The 18,981-nt window shown below is 71.2% G+C and carries 17 protein-coding genes; 6 read left to right on the plus strand and 11 right to left on the minus strand.

Features of this window, described 5'->3' with window-relative positions:
- The first annotated feature begins 3 nt into the window (after positions 1–3).
- Both ASD84_RS13060 and ASD84_RS13065 read left to right on the plus strand, forming a co-directional pair.
- Positions 4–1,494 (plus strand): SDR family NAD(P)-dependent oxidoreductase, encoded by a 1,491-nt coding sequence (locus tag ASD84_RS13060; protein ID WP_200954565.1) that lies wholly within the window; start codon positions 4–6, stop codon positions 1,492–1,494.
- Positions 1,495–1,555: 61 nt separating this feature from the next.
- Positions 1,556–2,035 (plus strand): T3SS (YopN, CesT) and YbjN peptide-binding chaperone 1, encoded by a 480-nt coding sequence (locus ASD84_RS13065; protein WP_082573461.1) that lies wholly within the window; start codon positions 1,556–1,558, stop codon positions 2,033–2,035.
- A gap of 12 nt (positions 2,036–2,047) precedes the next feature.
- Here ASD84_RS13065 and ASD84_RS13070 read toward each other — a convergent pair whose 3' ends face one another.
- The 7 genes from ASD84_RS13070 to ASD84_RS13100 form a co-directional block, all read right to left on the minus strand.
- Positions 2,048–2,596 carry a flavodoxin family protein gene (locus tag ASD84_RS13070; RefSeq protein WP_056711241.1) on the minus strand — a complete coding sequence of 183 codons (549 nt, stop codon included), beginning with the start codon at positions 2,594–2,596 and terminating at the stop codon, positions 2,048–2,050.
- A complete protein-coding gene (locus ASD84_RS13075; protein WP_056711243.1) occupies positions 2,593–3,438 on the minus strand; it encodes a universal stress protein in 846 nt (281 codons plus the stop codon). The genes ASD84_RS13070 and ASD84_RS13075 overlap by 4 nt, the downstream gene beginning before the upstream one ends.
- Positions 3,439–3,447: 9 nt before the next feature.
- Complete coding sequence (locus tag ASD84_RS13080; RefSeq protein ID WP_056711244.1) at positions 3,448–4,359, minus strand: universal stress protein; 912 nt, start codon at positions 4,357–4,359, stop codon at positions 3,448–3,450.
- Positions 4,356–7,757 (minus strand): thiol reductant ABC exporter subunit CydD, encoded by a 3,402-nt coding sequence (gene cydD, locus ASD84_RS13085; RefSeq protein ID WP_082573463.1) that lies wholly within the window; start codon positions 7,755–7,757, stop codon positions 4,356–4,358. The genes ASD84_RS13080 and cydD overlap by 4 nt, the downstream gene beginning before the upstream one ends.
- Positions 7,754–8,776 carry a cytochrome d ubiquinol oxidase subunit II gene (gene cydB, locus ASD84_RS13090; protein WP_056711246.1) on the minus strand — a complete coding sequence of 341 codons (1,023 nt, stop codon included), beginning with the start codon at positions 8,774–8,776 and terminating at the stop codon, positions 7,754–7,756. The genes cydD and cydB overlap by 4 nt, the downstream gene beginning before the upstream one ends.
- A gap of 15 nt (positions 8,777–8,791) precedes the next feature.
- Positions 8,792–10,228, minus strand: a complete 1,437-nt coding sequence (locus tag ASD84_RS13095) for a cytochrome ubiquinol oxidase subunit I (protein WP_056711248.1) — start codon at positions 10,226–10,228, stop codon at positions 8,792–8,794.
- Between the two features lie 114 nt (positions 10,229–10,342).
- A complete protein-coding gene (locus tag ASD84_RS13100) occupies positions 10,343–11,326 on the minus strand; it encodes an Acg family FMN-binding oxidoreductase (protein WP_156391899.1) in 984 nt (327 codons plus the stop codon).
- 126 nt (positions 11,327–11,452) lie between these two features.
- Here ASD84_RS13100 and ASD84_RS13105 point away from each other — a divergent pair, with 126 nt between their 5' ends.
- Positions 11,453–12,121: a response regulator gene (locus ASD84_RS13105; RefSeq protein WP_414858595.1), complete on the plus strand. Its 669-nt coding sequence runs from the start codon at positions 11,453–11,455 to the stop codon at positions 12,119–12,121.
- A 30-nt stretch (positions 12,122–12,151) separates the two neighbouring features.
- Here the strand turns inward: ASD84_RS13105 and ASD84_RS13110 are convergent, their stop codons facing one another.
- The 3 genes from ASD84_RS13110 to ASD84_RS25325 form a co-directional block, all read right to left on the minus strand.
- Positions 12,152–13,681, minus strand: a complete 1,530-nt coding sequence (locus ASD84_RS13110; RefSeq protein ID WP_200954567.1) for an AAA family ATPase — start codon at positions 13,679–13,681, stop codon at positions 12,152–12,154.
- 7 nt (positions 13,682–13,688) lie between these two features.
- Positions 13,689–14,705, minus strand: coding sequence for an alcohol dehydrogenase AdhP (gene adhP / locus ASD84_RS13115; RefSeq protein ID WP_056711253.1), 1,017 nt, complete (start codon positions 14,703–14,705; stop codon positions 13,689–13,691).
- A 118-nt stretch (positions 14,706–14,823) separates the two neighbouring features.
- A complete protein-coding gene (locus ASD84_RS25325; protein WP_321164033.1) occupies positions 14,824–15,243 on the minus strand; it encodes a pyridoxamine 5'-phosphate oxidase family protein in 420 nt (139 codons plus the stop codon).
- A gap of 143 nt (positions 15,244–15,386) precedes the next feature.
- On the opposite strand from ASD84_RS25325, the gene ASD84_RS13125 reads away from it, so the two are divergent.
- Both ASD84_RS13125 and ASD84_RS13130 read left to right on the plus strand, forming a co-directional pair.
- The gene (locus tag ASD84_RS13125; protein ID WP_056711257.1) at positions 15,387–17,108 is read left to right on the plus strand and encodes a GAF domain-containing protein; all 1,722 of its coding nucleotides are present in this window, start codon (positions 15,387–15,389) and stop codon (positions 17,106–17,108) included.
- A 75-nt stretch (positions 17,109–17,183) separates the two neighbouring features.
- Positions 17,184–17,627 (plus strand): pyridoxamine 5'-phosphate oxidase family protein, encoded by a 444-nt coding sequence (locus ASD84_RS13130; protein WP_056711258.1) that lies wholly within the window; start codon positions 17,184–17,186, stop codon positions 17,625–17,627.
- Between the two features lie 19 nt (positions 17,628–17,646).
- On the opposite strand, the gene ASD84_RS13135 is transcribed toward ASD84_RS13130, so the two are convergent.
- Entirely contained in the window at positions 17,647–18,561 is a 915-nt protein-coding gene (locus tag ASD84_RS13135; RefSeq protein ID WP_056711260.1) for a metallophosphoesterase, read from the minus strand.
- A gap of 65 nt (positions 18,562–18,626) precedes the next feature.
- On the opposite strand from ASD84_RS13135, the gene ASD84_RS13140 reads away from it, so the two are divergent.
- On the plus strand, positions 18,627–18,980 hold the full coding sequence (locus ASD84_RS13140) for a UBP-type zinc finger domain-containing protein (RefSeq protein WP_056711263.1): 354 nt from the start codon (positions 18,627–18,629) through the stop codon (positions 18,978–18,980).
- Position 18,981 lies beyond the last annotated feature (1 nt).

Genomic DNA, 18,981 nt, shown 5'->3' on the forward strand with positions numbered 1-18,981 from the left:
CCGGTGGAACGGATCGACCCCGACGAGCTCGCCATCACCGTCAAGGTGCTCAAGCAGCTCCACCAGCTGCCGCCCGAGCACCCGGACGTGACGACGGTCAAGCGCGCGGCGTCGCACATGTACAAGGCGCTCAAGCAGACCCGCCGCCTGCTGAAGCGCGAGGCCGAGGCCGCGGCCGACCGCGCGATCATCGAGTCCACCGCGACCGGTTCCGCGATGCGGATCGACGACGAGACCGCCGGCATCCCGCTGGTCTCGACCGCGAAGGGCGCCTTCGCCGGCGAGCTGCTCAAGGCGCGTGGCTGCTACATCTGCAAGCAGGACTTCACCCTGGTCGACGCGTTCTACCACTGGCTGTGCCCCGACTGCGCGGCCATGAGCCACGCCAAGCGGGACCAGCGCACCGACCTCACCGGCAAGCGGGCGTTGCTGACGGGTGGCCGCGCGAAGATCGGCATGTACATCGCGCTGCGCCTGCTCCGCGACGGCGCGCACACCACGATCACGACCCGGTTCCCGAAGGACGCCGTACGGCGCTTCGCCTCGATGGAGGACGCCGACGACTGGCTGCACCGGCTGAAGGTCGTGGGCATCGACCTGCGCGACCCCACGCAGGTGATCGCGCTGACCGAGGACGTCGCGGCCGACGGTCCGCTCGACATCCTGATCAACAACGCCTGCCAGACGGTACGACGCTCACCGGGCTCCTACTCGCACCTGGTCGAGGGCGAGCTCGCGCCTGTCCAGGCACCGCTGGGGCGCGAGCTGCCGGAGATGGTGACCTTCGACCGGATCTCCGAAGCGCACCCGGCGGCCATCGCGGGTGCGCTCGAGGCGCACGCCGTGGCGCACCACGACGGGGAGTCGGTCGAGGCCGCCATGGCCGCGCAGAACGCTGCGTCGCTGACGTCGCTGGCCCTCTCGGCCGGGCACGCCTCGCTGGAGCGGCACCTCGCCGGCACCGCGGTCGACGCGGGCGGCCTGCTGCCCGACACCCAGACCAACAACTCGTGGACCCAGGTCGTCGACGAGGTCGACCCGCTGGAGCTGCTCGAGGTGCAGTTCTGCAACTCGATCGCGCCGTTCCTGCTGGTCTCGCGCCTGCGGCCCTCGATGCGGGCGGCCGTGGCAGCGGGCGCCCGTCGCGCGTACGTCGTGAACGTGTCGGCCATGGAGGGCCAGTTCTCCCGGCGCTACAAGGGTCCCGGCCACCCGCACACCAACATGGCCAAGGCCGCGCTGAACATGATGACCCGCACCAGTGCGGGGGAGATGTTCGAGACCGACCAGATCCTGATGACGGCCGTTGACACCGGCTGGATCACCGACGAGCGCCCGCACCAGGAGAAGCTGCGGATCGCCGCCGAGGGCTGGCACGCGCCGCTCGACCTGGTTGACGGTGCGGCCCGCGTCTACGACCCGATCGTGCGCGGCGAGGCCGGCGAGGACATGTTCGGCTGCTTCGTGAAGGACTACGCGCCGTCCCCCTGGTGAAATGGTCTCGAGACGGTTGCTGCGCAACCTCCTCGACCAACGGCCTGAGTAGGGTCGCTGCATGAGCCGCGACATGGTCGACGCGTACGTCGAGCGCCTGCTGGAGGAGTTCACGGGCAACGAGTCCCTGAGCCGCGACGACCAGGGCGGCTTCCCGTTCCGCCACAAGGACTGCGCCTACACGGTCCGTGTCGTTGGTCCCGACGAGCGGCCCGCGGTGCGGGTCTGGTCGATCGCCGTCACCGAGGTCGAGAAGACCCCGGACCTGCTCGACTTCCTCAACGAGATCAACCAGCGGCTGCTGCACTCCCGCGTCTACTGGACCGAGAAGGCGGTCGTCTTCGAGGACGCCGTCTCCGGACTCGCGCTCAACAAGGGCACCCTGGAGTCGTCCCTGACCGACGTGATGGAGGCCAGCAACTTCTTCGCCCGGCAGCTGGCCGAGAAGTTCGGCGGCAAGCTGACCGTCGAACCGGCCTCCGCCGACGGCGCGAAGGACCCGTCGGCAGAGCCCGCCGCGGGTGACGGGATGTACCTGTAGCCAGCTGGCGAGTCAGGCGGCGGCGAGGTCGTCGCGGCAGGCCGCGCCCATCATCTGGCCCCAGCGCTCGGCGCGGGCGACCTCACCCTCGCGAAGGGGCCCGCTGGTCTCGTCGACCATGAAGGCGACCGGCTTGCGCAGCAGCCGGAAGCCGCGGCGGCGCAGCAGGCGGGCGGCGGTCACGCCAGCCGCGAGGCGGAGTCGACGGACGCGGGTGACCCGCGTGTCGAAGACCACCACGCGCTCCGTGCCGAACCGGCCGGGGGTCACGCCGGCGATCCAGTCACGCAGCCCGATGGCGACCCTGCCCGAGGGTGCTCCCCTGCGCGCGGCGTCGACCCTGGTCTCTCGGCGGCTCAGCGTGAAGGTGTGGGTCGGAGCGCCGACGGCGAGCAGGTCGACCTTCATCGGGCCGGAAGCGGCCAGCGAAGTGACGGGCACGGCGTGGGCCTCGAACCCGGCGCGCTCCAACCCGCGTGCGATCGCCTCGGCCACGTGGGCGGTGTTGTCGAACATCGACTCGTAGACCACGAGAGCACTGCGGTCGGCGCCGGCCTTCATCGGACGCTGCTCTCCCGTTCCTCGGGTACGACGCTGACCGTGGTGTGCGCGCGCTCCACGACCGCGGTGGCGATCGAGCCCTTGACCAGTCGACTGACGGTGTCCAGCGGATGCCGGCCCACCACGACGAGGTCCCAGGCGGCGGTGTGACCCCCGATCACGTCGTCGACCAGTCCGTGGGTGACCCGGAGGGAGATGGGGACGTCGGGATACTTCTCCGCGAAGCCGGCGATCGACTCCGCGAGCAGGCGGTGCGGGTCGTCACCGACGCCGAGGTCGGCTGCTTCGAGGGAGACGTTCCGTTCTCCTGCCACCGCCGCGACCACGTCCCAGATGCAGTGGACGACGGTCAGGGGCATGCGGCGCATCGAGGCCATCTCGAAGGCGAACTCGATGACGGCGCGCGACTCGGCGGTTCCGTCCGCTGCGACCAGGACGCCGCGACCGCGGTGGCCGTCGGCGTGCGGCCGGCACACGATCACCGGGCACATGGCGAGCTTGCTCACCGTGGCGGCGACGGAGCCGAGAAGCATGCTCTTGACGGCTCCGCGACCGCGGGAGCCCATGACCATCAGGTGTGCCTCGCGCGACAGCTCGACCAGGATGGCTCGCGGATCACCGGCAGCCGTCAGCGCGACCACGTCGAGCCCGGGGACCGTGACGGTCGTCAGACGAACGGCGTCGTGGTTGATCCGGTGGACGTTCTCTCCGTCGGCAGTGACCACGACCAGCGGTCGACGTTCGAGATGGGCCTGTTCGGCTGCCCAGACGACAGCGCGCTCGGCGTGCTTGGAACCGTCGGCGGCAACGACGATGCTGCCCGGTCGGATCGTGCGCTTCATCTCGATCCCTCAGCTCTCGGGACGGGGTTCGGACTGCGGGACGACGGCGACGGTGGTGTGGGCCCGTTCGACCACGGCGGTCGCCACCGCGCCGGTGAGGAACTGGAAGACGGTGTCGACCGGGTGCCGGCCCACGACCACGAGGTTCCAGGCGCCGGTGTTCCGGGCCAGGTACACCTCCGCGATCCCGCTCGCCAGGCGGAGGTCGACGTCGACCTCGGGGAACTTGGTGGACATGCCGGCGACGCTCTCGGAGAGCAGGAGGCGGTGTTCCTCCCAGCTGCGTGCCGGGGAGCTCTCCCCGACGACGCCGGCAGCGACGCCGATCTCGGGACCGACGCAATGGACCACGGTCAGCGGGAGTCCCAGCAACGAGGCCTGGTGGAAGGCGAACTCGATGACGGGCAGGGACTCCGGGGTGCCGTCCGCTCCGACCAGGACGCCCTGGTCGGGCGTCCGGTCCGAGGAGACAGGGCGGCAGACGATGACGGGACAGCTCGCGTCGCGGCTCACCGCGGCGCTGACCGAGCCCAGCACCTTGCTCCTGAACGCGCCACGGCCGCGGGAGCCCAGGACGAGGAGGTGGACGTTGCTCGACAGGTCGACGAGCGCCTGCCGCGGGTCACCGGTCAGCACGGTTGCCTCGGCCCGCAGTCCCGGCCGCAGTCGGCGTACCAGGGCGAGAGCCTGGTCGGCCACCACCCGGCCGTACTCGACGAGCTCGTGGGGCTGGTAGGCGTAGGCGGCACCCATGCCTGCCCACGCGATCGCAGGGACCCCGGGCGTGCCGATCGCGGTCACCACGGCCAGCGGTCGCCGCTCCAGGTAGGCCTGTTCGGCAGCCCAGTGCACTGCGCGATGGGCGTCGTCGGAGCCGTCGGTCGCGACGACGATGCTGCTGGGATCGATGGTCGTCTTCATGACTCCACCTTCCGCCCGAGCAGCCTCGATCCGGCACGGGCCGAGGCCCCAGAAGTGTCGGGACCTTCGGCCCCTTCGTTGTTCGTCCGGGGCTGGAGGGTGACGGTGCGGTCCACCAGGTCCAGGCCCGCCGTGCCGTGCGTGATCCACAGCACCGACCTGGTCCGGTCACCGCCCAGGACCTCCTCGGCGAGCGCCACCGCGGTGGCGTGGTCGAGGTGTGCGGTCGGCTCGTCGAGCACCAGCACGGGCTGGTCAGCGAGCAGGGACCGGGCGATCCCGAGCCGGGCCCGTTCGCCACCGGAGACCGAGGCATGGCCCTCGCCCAGCCAGGTGTCGAGGCCGTCGGGCAGGGTGTCGAGCCAGTCACCCAGGTGCGCCCGACGGAGTGCGTGCTCGACCTCGACGTCACTCGCTCCGGGTCTCGCCAGTCGCACGTTCTCGACCAGGGTCGTCGCGAAGACGTGGGGATGGTCGTCGACGAGGCCGACCCGGCGTCGGATGTCATCGAGCCCGACGTACGTCGTGAGCGACCCACCCACACGTGCTTCCCCCGCAGTGGGATCCAGGAACCGCAGCAACACCGCGGCGAGGGTGCTCTTGCCGGATCCGGAGGCGCCGACCACGGCCACCCTCTCGCCCTGGCTGAGGTCGAACGACACCGGACTGGTGAGCGGTGCGCGCAGGTCCCATCGTGCGCTGAGGTCGCGCACGGTGACGTCGTTCGCGCGCGGCGACGCCAGGCCCGGGATGTCCAGCACGGCCGGCTCGGTCCGCTCGAGGGCTTCGAGTCGTGCGCTCGCCGCCTTCGTACGGGTCGCGAGGACGCCGGCCTCGGCGCAGGGCAGGGCGACCTCGAGGAGAGCGAGGGGAAGCAGGACCAGCAGCGCCATGACCGGTCCGGACAGGTCGCCTGAGGCGACCTCGTCGACGGTCAGCGTCGCGATCGCGGCCATCGCGAAGCCGCCAGCGAGCAGCACCAGAGCCCGCGCGGCAGCCAGCCAGCCGGCGGCCACCGTCGCGGTCGCGCCGATCCGGGAGCTGGTCAGGGCAATGGCGTCAACAGTGGGCAGGATCCGCTGCCACATCCGCAGCTCGTCGGCCACCTGGACGGCCTCGACGACTTCGCGTGACAGCTCCGCCCGCAGCCCGACAAGCTCGCGCTCCGACGTGCGCGACCCGCGGCGGGCCAGCAGGTGCGCCGCGCCAGCGAGCAGCGAGAACGCGCCGATGACCAGGCCGCTTGCCGGGTGGAGCAGCGCGGCGATCGACATGGCGCCGAGGGCGACCAGGACGAACTGCACGAGGGGCATCCGGACCCGGAGCTGCCGGTCCACGACGCTGTCGACGTCGTCGACGACCGAGCTGAGCAGGTCTCCCCGCCGCCGTCCCAGTCGGCCCGGCACCAGCGGCACCAGGGCGTCGTACACCTCGACCCGGCGGCGGGCGAGCAGCCGCAGTGCGGCATCGTGCGCGCGGAGGCGTTCGACGTACCGCAGGACCGGGCGGGCCAGGCCGAAGGCGCGTACGCCGACGACGGCGACCAGCAACGTCAGGACGGCGGGTCGGGTCGAGGCCTGCACGATCAGCCAGCCCGCGGTGGCGGTGAGCGCGACGCCGGACGCCGAGGCCAGGGCGCCCAGGACGGTCGCCCCGGCGAACCGGGTGCGTTCCTCGCGCAGGGGAGGGGGCGTGCCAGACGGAAGGTCGGACGGCCGCGGGACCGCCGACGCCGGGTTGCCGGCGGATGCACCTCGCGCCACGGGCGCGCCGGCGGGGACAGGGACCGCCGCAGGGAGGGCGATCCGATGATCGGCGAGCGCGACCAGACGGGGCTGGTGCGCCACCACGATCACGCCGCTACGGCGCCCCAGCGCCACGATCGTGTCGGCGATGACCTGTTCGGTCAGCTCGTCGAGGTGGGCCGTGGGCTCGTCCAGCAGCACCCATGGCCGGTCGGCCAGCACGACACGCGCAAGAGCGAGCCGCGCCCGCTCGCCCGCGGACAGGGTTGTGCCGTCCTCGCCGAGAGGCGCTGCGAGTCCGCCGGGCAGCTCGCGGATCCGCACCTCCAGGGCGACCTCGCGCAGGACGGTCCACAGGTCGTCGTCGGTTGCATCCGGGCGGGCCAGGCGGAGGTTGTCGGCGATGGAGCCGGTGAGGAACTGGGGCTGCTGGGGCAGCCAGGCGACCTGGGCCTGCCAGGCCGGTCCGCCGACGGCGTGGCCACCGGACGCGACCAGTCCCGAGTCGAGGGGGAGCAGGCCGGCGATCGCGGCCAGCAGCGTCGACTTCCCGCACCCCGACGGGCCGGTCAGCGTCGTGACGCCACGGGCGGGGATCAGGGCGGACACGTCGTGCACGGCCGGCACGGTGCGCCCGGGGAAGGTGAGGGTGACCCGGTCCAGCAGCAGCGGGACCCCGCGCGGTGCGGCCACATCGGTCCGTGCGCCCTCCGGGGCGTCGAGCAGCTCGTGAGCGGCTGCGAAGGTGGCAGCGCCTTCGGCGGCAGCGTGGAACTCGGCGCCGACGCGGCGCAGCGGCCAGAACGCCTCAGGCGCCAGGAGCAGTACGACGAGCGCGGTGTGCAGGCCGAGCGAGCCCGACGCCAGCCGGACGCCGACCGTGACGGCGACCAGGGCGACCGACAGGGTCGCGACCAGCTCGAGCACGGCCGAGGACGCGAAGGCGATGCGCAGCGTGCGCAGCGAGGCACGGCGATAACGGTCGGTCACCTCGGCGATCCGCGCCGACTGGGCCCGGGCCCGCCGATGCGCGACCAGGGTCGGCAGCCCGCGGACGACGTCGAGGAAGTGGCCCGACAGCGAGGCCATCGCCTGCCACTGTTCCTCGGCGCGGTCGCGCGTGGCGAGCCCGACCAGCGCACCGAACACCGGCACCAGCGGCAGGGTGCAGACGACGATCAGGGCGCTCAGCAGGTCCTGGGTGGCGATGGCCACCACCGTCAGCGGTGGAAGCACGGTCGCGACGACCAACGCAGGGACGTAGCGGGTCAGGTAGGGCTCGGCGGCGGCCACTCCGCGCGTGGCGAGCACCGCGACCTCGCCCGGGGACACGTCGGTGCTCGATCCGCGGGGCCGGTCCAGGGTCGCGCGGACCAGGCGGTGGCGCAGCACCGTCGCCACCACCATTGCGGCGCGCGCGGCGAACAGGTCGCTCACGGCTCCGACGAGGCCGCGCAGGGCGAGGAGACCCACCGTGGCGAGTGCCCAGCCGAGCAACGGTTGGTCACGCAGCACGGCGATCACCACGCCGGTGACCACCCAGGCCTGCACGATGACCAGCCCGCCCCCGACCACGCCGGCGGCGACGACGCCGCTGAGGCTCCCGCGAGCCGGGGCCAGCAGCCGCCGTACCCGCGGGTCGCTCGGCCTCATCGGACCGGCGTGGTCGCCGGGACAGCAGTCGGGATGTGGTGCACGGCGATGCGCTTGCGGAACACCCAGTAGGTCCACGACTGGTAGGCGAGGACGACCGGCGTGAAGACCACGGCCACGATCGTCATGATCCGCAGCGTGTACGACGTCGCGGCCGCGTTGGTCGTGGTCAGGCTCGTCCCGCCGGCCAGCGTGCTCGGCATGACGTCGGGGAACAGGGCCAGGAACAGGCCGGCAACGGCGAGGCCGATCGCGAGGAAGGTGCCCAGGAAGGCCCAGCCCTCCCGTCGGGCCTGCGCGAAGAGACCGGCGCTGACGAGGCACACCGCGGCCGCTCCGAAGGCGATGGCGGAGCTGACGGTGCCGGTCTGCTGCTGGGTCCATCCGAGGAAGACCACGGCGAGCAGTGCCGTCACGGCCACTGCAGGTACGGCGAGGCGGCGGGCGCGGTGGCGGATCTCGCCATCGGTCTTCAACGCGATGAAGAGCGCGCCGTGGGTCAGGAAGAGGCCGAGCATGGTGAGACCGCCGAGCAGCGCGTACGGGTTCAACAGGTTGAAGAACCCGCCGGCGTACTCGAGGTCGCTGTCGATCGGGACGCCGCGCAGGATGTTCGCGAACGCCACTCCCCACAACAGGGACGGGACGAACGAGCCGACGATGATGGCCAGGTCCCAGCGGGCACGCCAGCCGTCGTCGTCGCGCTTGGCGCGGTACTCGAAGGCGAGCCCCCGGAAGATCAGTGCGACGAGAATCAGCAGCAGGGGCAGGTAGAACCCGCTGAACAAGGTGGCGTACCACTCGGGGAACGCGGCGAACGTGGCGCCGCCGGCGACCAGCAGCCACACCTCGTTGCCGTCCCAGACGGGGCCGATGGTGTTGATCATGACCCGGCGCTCGGTGTCGTCGCGGGCCAGGACCGGCAGCAGCATGCCGACCCCGAAGTCGAAGCCCTCGAGAGTGAAGTACCCGATCCACAGGACGGCGATCAGGATGAACCAGATGGTGGTGAGTTCCATGGTGATGTCCTCGGGTCAGTAGGCGAAGGCGAGCGGGCGGTCGTCGCCGGTGTCGGCCGCTTCGTCGGGCGAGGGCAGCTCGTCGGCTCCCTTGGCGATCCAGGTGAACAGGAGTCGCAGCTCGACGACGGCCAGGACGCCGTACACCGCGGTCAGGGTGAGCAGCGAGATCCACGCCTCGGTGGTGCTCAGGCCGGGCGAGACGGAGTGCTCGGTCGTCATCAGGCCGAAGACCGCCCAGGGCTGGCGACCCATCTCGGTGAAGATCCAGCCGAACGAGTTGGCGAACAGCGGCAGGAAGGGCAGTGCCACGGCGGCCGTGAGGACGGCACGTCCTTGCGGGGACCGGCCGCCGCGGGTCACCCACAGGATCCAGGTGGCGACGACGGCGCCGGCCATGCCGAGGCCCATCATCAGCCGGAAGGTCCAGTAGGTCAGCGGGATGACCGGCGTGTAGTCGCCGGGGGAGTAGTACGCCGCGCCGGGGTCGGTGCCGTACTGCTCCTGGTAGCGCTCCCGGAGGTCGTTGATCCCCTCGACCTCGCCGCCGGGGGTGCCGGTCGCGAGGAAGGAGAGCATCCCCGGGATCTTGATCCCGAAGGTCTCCTTCTCGCCGTCCAGCGTGCCGAGCTGGAAGATCGAGAAGTCGGCGGGCTTCTCGGTGTCGTAGAGGCCCTCGGCCGCCGCCATCTTCATCGGCTGGACCTCGGTCATGATCTTGCCCTGGAAGTCACCGCTGACGATGACGCCGAGCGCGGCGAGCAGCACGATCCCCGCACCGGTGCGCACGGCGGTGCGGTACATCGCGCGATCGGTGTCCTTCTTCGCGCGCTGCAGGTGCCACAGGGCGATGCCGACGACGAAGGCGGCGCCGGTCATGTACGCCGACAGCATCACGTGGGGGAACGTCACGAGCTGGACCTTGTTGAACATGACCGCCGCGAAGTCGTTCATCTCGGCGCGGCCCGTGTCCGGGTTGTAGGCGAAGCCGACGGGGTTCTGCATCCACGAGTTCGCCGCCAGGATGAAGTACGACGACAGCAGGGTGCCGATGTGGAACAGCACCATGCACGCCGCGTGCAGCTTCTCCGGCAGCCGGTCCCAGCCGAAGATCCACAGTCCGAGGAACGTGGACTCGAGGAAGAAGGCGAGCAGGCCCTCGATCGCGAGCGGGGCGCCGAAGACGTCGCCCACGAAGCGCGAGTAGTCGCTCCAGTTCATCCCGAACTGGAACTCCTGGACGATGCCCGTGACGACACCGATCGCCACGTTGATGAGGAAGAGCTTGCCGAAGAACTTCGTGAGCCGGAGCCACCGTTCGTCGCGGGTGCGCAGCCAGTTGATCTCGTAGCCGGCGATGATCGCCGACAGGCCGATCGTGATCGGGACGAACAGGAAGTGATAGACGGTCGTGATGGCGAACTGCCACCGCGCGATGTCGGTCGGGTCCACAGGAGCTCCTGGCTGGTCGGGCTGTCGCGTTTCACGCTAGGAGTGACCGGCCGACCGGCCCCACGGCCCGAATGCCCCTTCCCTCGGGACCTTTGGCCCCCGGGAATGCTCAGGTCAGCGCGAGAGGACCTCGTCCAGCGGACGACGAGCGGTGCGGGGCAGCGCTCGTCGCCCGATCACCTGCCAGCCCACGCGGACCAGCAACAGCGGCTCGAACGCACCCGCGAGCAGCGTCCGCCCGATCTCGCGGCGGGTGCTCTCGACCTCGATCGGCTGGGTCATCGGCACCACCGACATGCCTGCGCGCGTGGCCTCCAGCCACAGGGCACTGAGTGCCTCCCCGACGCGGAGCCAGCTGCCCACGTCGTCGGAGCCGGCACCGAGCGCGATCACCCGGTCGCCGCTGTGGATCACCAGACGGGTGTCCTCGAGGACCCCGAGGCGGAACCGTCCCCGCGGGTGCAGAGGGTCGGGGTGGTCGGGGAGCAGGTCGCTGGGGATGCCCTCGTCGCCCGGGCGGTCGATCCAGCTCTCCTGCTCCTCGAGCCGTTCGGGGTCGATCTCCAGGGCGGTCAGTGCCTGGTTCGCCAGCAGCTCGAGGCGGAACCGGTCCGCGTTGTCGGTCACCGCCACGGCATCGACTGTCCACGCCGTGGCGATCCGGCAGAGCGCCGCGAGCTGGTCCTCGGGCACCGGCCAAGCGGTGAAGCGGCGGCGGTCGGTGCAGCGGGCGCGCATCAGCTCGATGTCAGCCGGCAGTGGCGGATGATGTGCCGTGCGTGCGACGAACACCCGGGCGAGCACGGTCTCATCGCCCGGGGGCAGGTGTTCGACGACAGGTTCCCAGCCGAGTGCCTGCGCGGCGAACCGGAGGTGGTGCAGGGCAGCCCCGCAGCTGATCGTCAGGTTGCGGCCCCGGGGGTCCGACGTCACCAGCCGCCGGTCCGGGTCGGCCCGCAGCGTGATGGCGCGGCCGTCGTACTCCCACCGCCAGGGCTGGGTGTTGTGGACGCTGGGAGCCAGGCACGCCAGCTCGACGAGACGCTCGATCACCGCCATGGGTGCGGTCTCGGTGCGCGGGTTGGCTCGCGTCGTCATGGTGTCCTCCTGCTCTTCCTGCACCACTGTTCCTGCGCACTCGGGGACCGGGCAGGGTCGAAGGTCCTTTCCTGACAGGAACACCGTCCTCGCGCGAGGCCCATGGATCGCGGCTACGTTGGGAACGTGAGCGAAGCACCGACCGCGGACACCCAGCCGATACGCGTCTATCTCCTCGACGACCACGAGATGATCCGGCGCGGGATCCGCGACCTCCTCGAGAGCGAGGGCGACATCGTGGTGGTCGGCGAGTCCGACTCCGCCCGGGAGGCGACCAGCCGGATCCCCGCGTTGCGGCCCGACGTCGCGATCCTCGACGGGCGCCTGCCCGACGGCTCCGGCATCGATGTGTGCCGTGACATCCGCTCGCAGGATCCATCGATCAAGGCGCTCATCCTGACGTCGTACGACGACGACGACGCGCTCTTCTCCGCGATCATGGCCGGGGCAGCCGGATACGTCCTCAAGCAGGTCCGCGGCAACGACCTGCTCGACATCGTGCGGCGCGTGGCCGCCGGCCAGTCGACCCTCGACCCGTCGGTGACGGCGCAGGTGCTGGAGCGGATCCGCACCGGGCCGCCGGTCAACAAGGAGCTCGAGTCGCTGACCGAGCAGGAGCTGCGGGTCCTGGACCTGATCGGGAAGGGCCTCACCAACCGGCAGATCGCCCAGGAGCTCTTCCTGGCCGAGAAGACGATCAAGAACTACGTCTCGTCGCTGCTCGCCAAGCTCGGTATGTCCAGCCGGACCCAGGCCGCGATCTACGCAGTGAAGAACAACCCGACCCCGGAGTGACCCGGATCGGGTCTTCGTGAGTGACCGGCCTCAGCGCACCGCGTGGGGCCTGATGAGGGCGCACGCCAGCGCCGCACACTCGTCGATGGACCCGGTCGTGTCGATCACCCGACTCGCGGGCCACGGGTCGGCCTCGCGGCGCAGCTCGGCGGCGACGTGTTCGTCGGCGTCCGAGATGCCGCGCCTGTTGCCGATCCTCGCCACTGCCGTCGCAGGATCGACGTCGCAGCGGAGCTCCACCACATCGACCGACACGTCGGACGCCATCGACAGTGCCTGCTGTCGCTCGTTCGCCCGGGTCCAGGAAGCGTCCAGCACGACGGACTCGCCGCGCCGCAGGAGCAGCTCCGCCCTCCGCAGGAGCTCGCGGTAGGTCGCTGCGGTGTGCTCGGCGTCGTAGATGCCGTGACCCACCGGCGCTGCGGCCGACACCGAGGGATCGACGCCGGACAGCTCCTTGCGCACGCGATCGCTGCTGATGGTCACCATGCCGAGACGGTCCGCGATCGCACCGGCGAGGGTCGACTTGCCGCACCCCGGCGGGCCTCCCACGAGGACCAGCTTGACCGCGCCCGCCCGCAGGTGGCTCAGCGCGATCTTCGCGAACAGGTCGACCTCCGGCGGGTGGTCTGCACCGGTCTGCGCGGCGCGGAGGCACGCGACCTTGGCGCGGACGAAGGCCCGGTAGGCGATGAAGTGGTTCATCAGCGAGACCGGAGCGGGATCGTCCAGGAGCGCGGCCCAGACGGCCACCAGCTGGCGGCCGGCGTCGCCGGCTCCCAGCGCCTCGAGCCCCATGGCGAGGAAGGAGACGTCATCGAGCCGGTCGACGTACCGGAGCTGGTCGTCGAACTCCAGGCAGTCGAGCAGGCGCGGTCCGTCCGGCAGGCAGAAGACGTCGTCAGGGGTCAGGTCGCCGTGCCCGTCGATGATGGCGCCGCGGGCGATGCGATCCTCGAACAGGGCCTCGCGTCCGTCGAGATACCGGCGGACGAGTGAGGTGATCTCGTCCAGGACGCCGGGGTTGATGAAGGTGTCACGGAACTGGGCGGACTCGGACAGGTTGGCCTCCCAGCGGCGCCGGAGCGCCGCGACCGTGCCGGCCTGCTCGATGGCGGGGCTGCTCGACGCGCCAGCGTGGAAGCCGGCGATCACCCGAGCGATCCGGGTCAGGTCGGGCCCGATGTTGGCGGCGCTCCGGACGCGGCTCGAGAGCCGGTACTGCTCCGGCAGCCGGCGCATCACCACCACGGGCTCGGACACCCCCGAGGGATCGTCGAGACTGCCCACGCCGAGGTAGACGTCCGGAGCCATCCGGCGGTTCAGCTCGACCTCGCGACCACACACGGATCGTCGCTGGTCGACCTCGCGGAAGTCGAGGAAGCCCAGGCCCACCGGCTTCTTGAACTTGTAGGCACGATCGCCCAGGAACAGCACCACCCCGGAGTGCGTCTCCCGCAGGTCGCACCACGGTGTCCACGGCTGTTCCGCGGGCGCCATCTGGCCGCCGTCCGGCAGACCACGGTGCAGCTCGGCGGTCAAGGTGTGCCGCTGGCTCATCACGAGCTCAGAACTCGAAGACGATCCGTGCGGTCGTTCGGCCGGCGAGCACGTCCGCCATCGCGTCGTTGACCTCGTCGAGCTTCCGGGACTCGGCGATCACCCGGGTCCGGCCCCGGGCGTGCAGCTCGAAGACCTCGGCCAGGTCCTGGCGACTGCCGACGATCGAGCCGATGACCGAGATGCCCTTGAGCACCGTGGGGAAGATCGGCAACGCCATCGGCCCCTCGGCCTCCGGAGGCAGAGCCACGCAGACCAGGCGCCCTCCGCGGCGCAACGACGTGAAGGCCTGCTCGAAGACCGACGGCGACGCCGCGAGGACGATCGCCACGTCCGCTCCTCCGAGCGCCTCGATGGCGGCCACCGGGTCGGTCGTCCGGGCGTTCACGACGTGGTCGGCGCCGAGGTCCCGGGCCATGTCGAGCTTGGTGTCGTCGACGTCGACGGCGATGACGGTGCCGCCGACCAGGCGCGCGTACTGGACGGTGAGGTGGCCCAGGCCACCGATGCCGAAGACGGCGACCCGCTCGGCCGGTCTGATCCGCGCGACCTTGACGGCCTTGTACGTCGTCACGCCCGCGCAGGCGAGGGGCGCGGCGTCGAAGCTGGTGACGCCATCGGGCACCGGGACGACGTACTTCGCGTCCGCGACGGCGTACTCCGCGAAGGCCCCGTCGAACGAGTAGCCGGTGTTGCGCTGCTCCTCGCACAGCGTCTCCCAGCCACTGATGCAGTGGTCGCAGTGGCCGCAGGCGTGGCCCAGCCAGGGCAGGGCGACCCGGTCCCCGATGGCGCGTTCGACGACGCCGTCGCCGAGTGCCTCGACGACGCCGACGCCTTCGTGACCCGGCACGAACGGCGGTGAGGGCTTGACCGGCCAGTCGCCGTGCGCGGCGTGGATGTCGGTGTGGCACAGGCCGCTGGCCTCGATCCGGACCAAGACCTCCCCGGGGCCGGGGGTCGGGACGGGGCGGTCCTCGAGCGTGAGTGGAGCGGTGAACTTGTGGACGACGGCGGCTTTCATCGGCTTCTCCGGGGATGAGGGGGGACGGTGGTCAGGGTGAGGTCAGGAGGCGCCGGCGTACCCGGCGAATCAAGCGGTCGGCGAGATGCTGCCGAGCTGAGCAGGCCCCCCGGCCTGCTCAGCTCGACGACACGGGGGGCTGCAGCCGGCGGCCCGTCACCGAGCGCACCACGATCCGCAGCCCCAGGACACGGGGACCGGTGACCCAGGGTGCCGGGCCGTCGCCGACCCGTTCCTGACGCTCGCAGCGGCCACGGAGCAGGACGCTCCAGCCGCTGTGGTGCTCCTCGTCGATCTGGTCCACCTCGAACGCGACGTCCCGGTCCGCGCACTCGCGGGCCATCTGGGAGTAGGCGGTGGTGCGGAGGACGAGCGTGTCGCCCTCCGCCGCAAAGTTCACAGGGAGGACGGACACACCCTCGCTGCCCGCCCACGCGACCCGGCCGATCGGACTGCTGCGCACCAGTTGCCAGCACTCCTCATCACTGAGGACGACGAGCCTTCCTGGGTGTCGGTCAGCGATCTGCACGGGAACCACCTCTTTCGGGGACGTCTCGATCCTCGCCGCCGTGGTGGCTGCCGGACAGGTCCGTGGGTCCTTGAGGTTCGGGTCTTTCGGCCTCTTGCGCCCTGCGGCGCTGCTAGCGTGAAAGACGGAGTCTCGGATGAGATGGGGGAGTCATGGGTGTGGCCGGCGAGAGTCGCGAGGAGCCGGCGAGAGTCGATCTCGACCTCGATCGCGTCGAGTTCGAGGACCTGGTGCGCGCCGTGCTCGACCGCATGCACGGTGCTCTCGACCAGCAGGCGCGACTGCAGCTGCTCCTCGACGCCGTGGTCACGATCTCGGCTGACCTGAGCCTCGACGGCGTCCTGTCGCGGATCGTGGCGATCGCCAGCCGCCTGGTCGATGCGGAGTACGCCGCGCTCGGGGTGCTGAGCGCGGGCCGGCGACGGCGACTGCGCACCTTCATCCACCACGGCATCTCCGACGACATGGCCGCCGTGATCGGCGAGCTGCCGACCGGGCACGGACTGCTCGGCCTGATCATCGATCGACCCGAGCCGCTGCGCCTGCACGACATCGCCGAGCACCCGTCGTCATACGGCTTCCCGGAGAACCACCCACCGATGAGCTCGTTTCTCGGGGTCCCCGTGCGGATCCGGGACCGCGTGTTCGGCAACCTCTACCTGACCGAGAAGGTGGGCGGGGGCGACTTCACCGTCGAGGACGAGGAAGTGGTCGTCGCCCTGGCCGCCGCAGCCGGCGTCGCCATCGAGAACGCCCGCCTCTACGAGGAGACGACCACCCGGGAGACCTGGTCCCGGGCGACGGCTGCGATCGCGGCTGCGGTCGCGGACCCGGAGTCGGTGGACGATGCCTATGCCGCGGTCGTCGAGCAGGCGCGCGAGGTCGGGAGGGCCGATGCCGCGTGGATCCTCGTCGACGGCCCGGACGGTGACCAGCAGGTCGTCGCGATCGCCGGGATGGCGTTCTCGGGCGAGGCACTCGCCTCCCTGCCGGCGGCCGACGTCGCTGCGCAGGGCGCCCTGGAGAAGGGCGAGTGTTGCGCGATCGAGGACATCACCGAGGCCGGCGGCGCCGCCGGCATCCCCGGCCTGCCGGAGATCGGCCCGCTCCTCGCGGTCCCCTTCTCGCCATCGGCGGCCGTCCACGGCACGCTGTCCCTGGCCTGGTCCACCCAGAACGAGGACCGCTACTACCTGCTCGACACCCAGCTCGTGACGTCGTACGCCGAGCAGGCGGCCCTGACCATGCAGCTGAGCGAGGCACGCGACGAGCAGCGTCGCCTCGCGGTCTTCGAGGACCGCGACCGGATCGGTCGTGACCTCCACGACCTGGTCATCCAGCGACTCTTCGCCGTCGGTCTCGGACTCCAGGGCGCCACCCGCCTCGTCGAACGCCCGGAGGTGGCCGCCCGTCTCGAGCAGGCCGTCGACGACCTGGACGCCACCATCAAGGACATCCGCCGCGCGATCTTCGGCCTGAGCTCGCTCGACACGGCAGGTGACATCCAGGCCGAGGTCACCCGGCTCGTCGAACGCGCCTCGTCGACGCTGAAGTTCAAGCCGACCCTGCGGTTCGAGGGTCCGGTCCGGACCCTCGTGCCCCCGGAGCTGGCGCCCGACCTGCTGGCCGTCCTGGCCGAGGGCCTGTCCAACGCCAGCCGTCACGCCGAGGCGACGGCGATCTCGGTCATCGTCGCCGTCGGCGACCAGGTGGTGCTCACCGTCAGGGACAACGGCAAGGGCATGGAGTCGACCGGCGCCGAGAGCGGCCTGGCCAACATCCGGATCCGGGCCCTGCAACGGGGCGGGACGCTGGCCGTCGACTCCGGGGCCGGGCGGGGTACGACGTTGACCTGGTCGGTGCCGCGGCGCTGACGACCTGACCTCCTGACCGCGGATCGAGGACCTTCGGCCCTCCCGGGCCGCGGTCCGGGACGTCAGGATCGAAGCATGTCGACGATCACCGAGCTCACTGCGCCGGAGTGCGAGGAGCTGCTCCGTGCCGGCGTCTTCGGCCGACTGGTCCTGCCGGACGGCCCGCGGGGCGCCGAGATCCTGCCCGTCAACTACGTCGCGGTCGATGACGCCATCCTGGTGCGGACGGCAACGGGCTCGCTGATCGACCAGTACGGCGACGGCGCGTCGCTCCTGTTCGAGGTCGACCAGGTCGACTACGAGCGATGGCACGGATGGTCCGTCGTGGTTCGCGGTCAGGGCGAGCTCGTGTCCGACGACGAGCGCTCCGAGAGCGAACGCCACACGCCCGGTCCGCCCCGCTGGGTGCGCCGGGACGACGTGCGGTGGCTCCGGTTGCGCTGGGACGAGCTGTCCGGTCGCAGGATCGGCGCCGCTCGGGACCGCGTGGCCGGGATGCCGGTGCGCCGGACCTGGTGAGCACGACCGGTGGAGACCCCTAGCCCGGTGGCTTGTTGAGCAGTGAGTCCTTGCGCGACACCATGTCGAACCGTTCCGCGGCCGTCATCGCGTTGAACGGCGCGAGCATGTCCAGGCCGTGACCGCTGACCTCCAGGCCGTCGGAAGCCGGTACGACGGAGTGGACCACGCGGTCGTCGTACAGGTGGAGCATCGTGAAGGCCTGGTGGGCGTCGACGCCGGAGAGCAGCCGCTGGTCGGGCGCGATGTCGGAGGTGTAGCAGGTCGCCGAGGCGACCGAGACCGGGACGCCGGCGAAGGTGGAGAACGACGTGAAATGGAAGTGGCCGCCGAGGATCCCTCGTACGTCGGAGCCGGCGACCACCGCTGCGAGCCGTTCCTGGTCGTGCAGCTCGATCAGCTCGGCCAGGCGCAGCATCGGCACCGGGATGGGCGCGTGGTGCATCGCGAGCAGGGTGCCGTGCGGCGCCGGCTCGGCGAGGACGTCGGCCAGCCAGACGAGCTGGTCGTCCGAGAGCTCGCCGTGGTGCCAGCCCGGGACGCTCGTGTCGAGGGCGACGATGCGCAGGCCGGCGATGTCGTGGACGCGGTCCTGGGGCGCGTCGCTCTCGTCCCCGAACAGCTCGCGGGAGTAGGCCTCTCGTTCGTCGTGGTTGCCCATCACCCACACGACCTCGGCGCCCAGGGCCGCGGCCGCCGGCTCCACGACCTCGCGCAGCTTCCGGTACGCCGCCGGCTCGGCCTTGTCCGCGAGGTCACCCGTGAACACCAGCGCCTGTGGCGGCATCGGCAGGCGGGAGAGCCGCGCCAAAGCGAGCTCCAGGTGGGCGGCGGTGTCGACGACGCCGTACTGCAGCGAGGTGGCGAGCAGGTGCGGGTCGCTGAGGTGCGCGACCACGTGGATGGGGTCGGGGTACTGGCCGAGGGGCTCCACAGGTCGAGCGTAGGCGCTCGGCGGAAGGGCTGGTGTCGACGCGCGAGCCCCGTTAGCGTCGCGCTGTGACCAGCGACCAGAACCCGGCCATCGACGTCGACGCAGCACCGAGCGGGCCCGGCTGCCAGGAGTGCACAGCGGCCGGCGGCTGGTGGGTGCACCTGCGCCGGTGCGCCGCCTGCGGACACGTCGGCTGCTGCGACTCCTCGCCGGGGCAGCACGCGACCGCCCACTTCAAGCAGACCGGTCACCAGCTGGTCCAGACCTTCGAGCCGGGGGAGGACTGGTTCTGGGACTACGTGGCCGAGGACTACTACGACGGCCCGCCGCTCGCGGCACCGACCGCGCACCCCGAGGACCAGCCCGCGCCGGGCCCGCGCGGCGGCGTACCCGCGAACTGGCAGGAGCTCATCCACTGAG

Source organism: Nocardioides sp. Root682, assembly GCF_001427795.1.
GTDB lineage: Bacteria > Actinomycetota > Actinomycetes > Propionibacteriales > Nocardioidaceae > Nocardioides.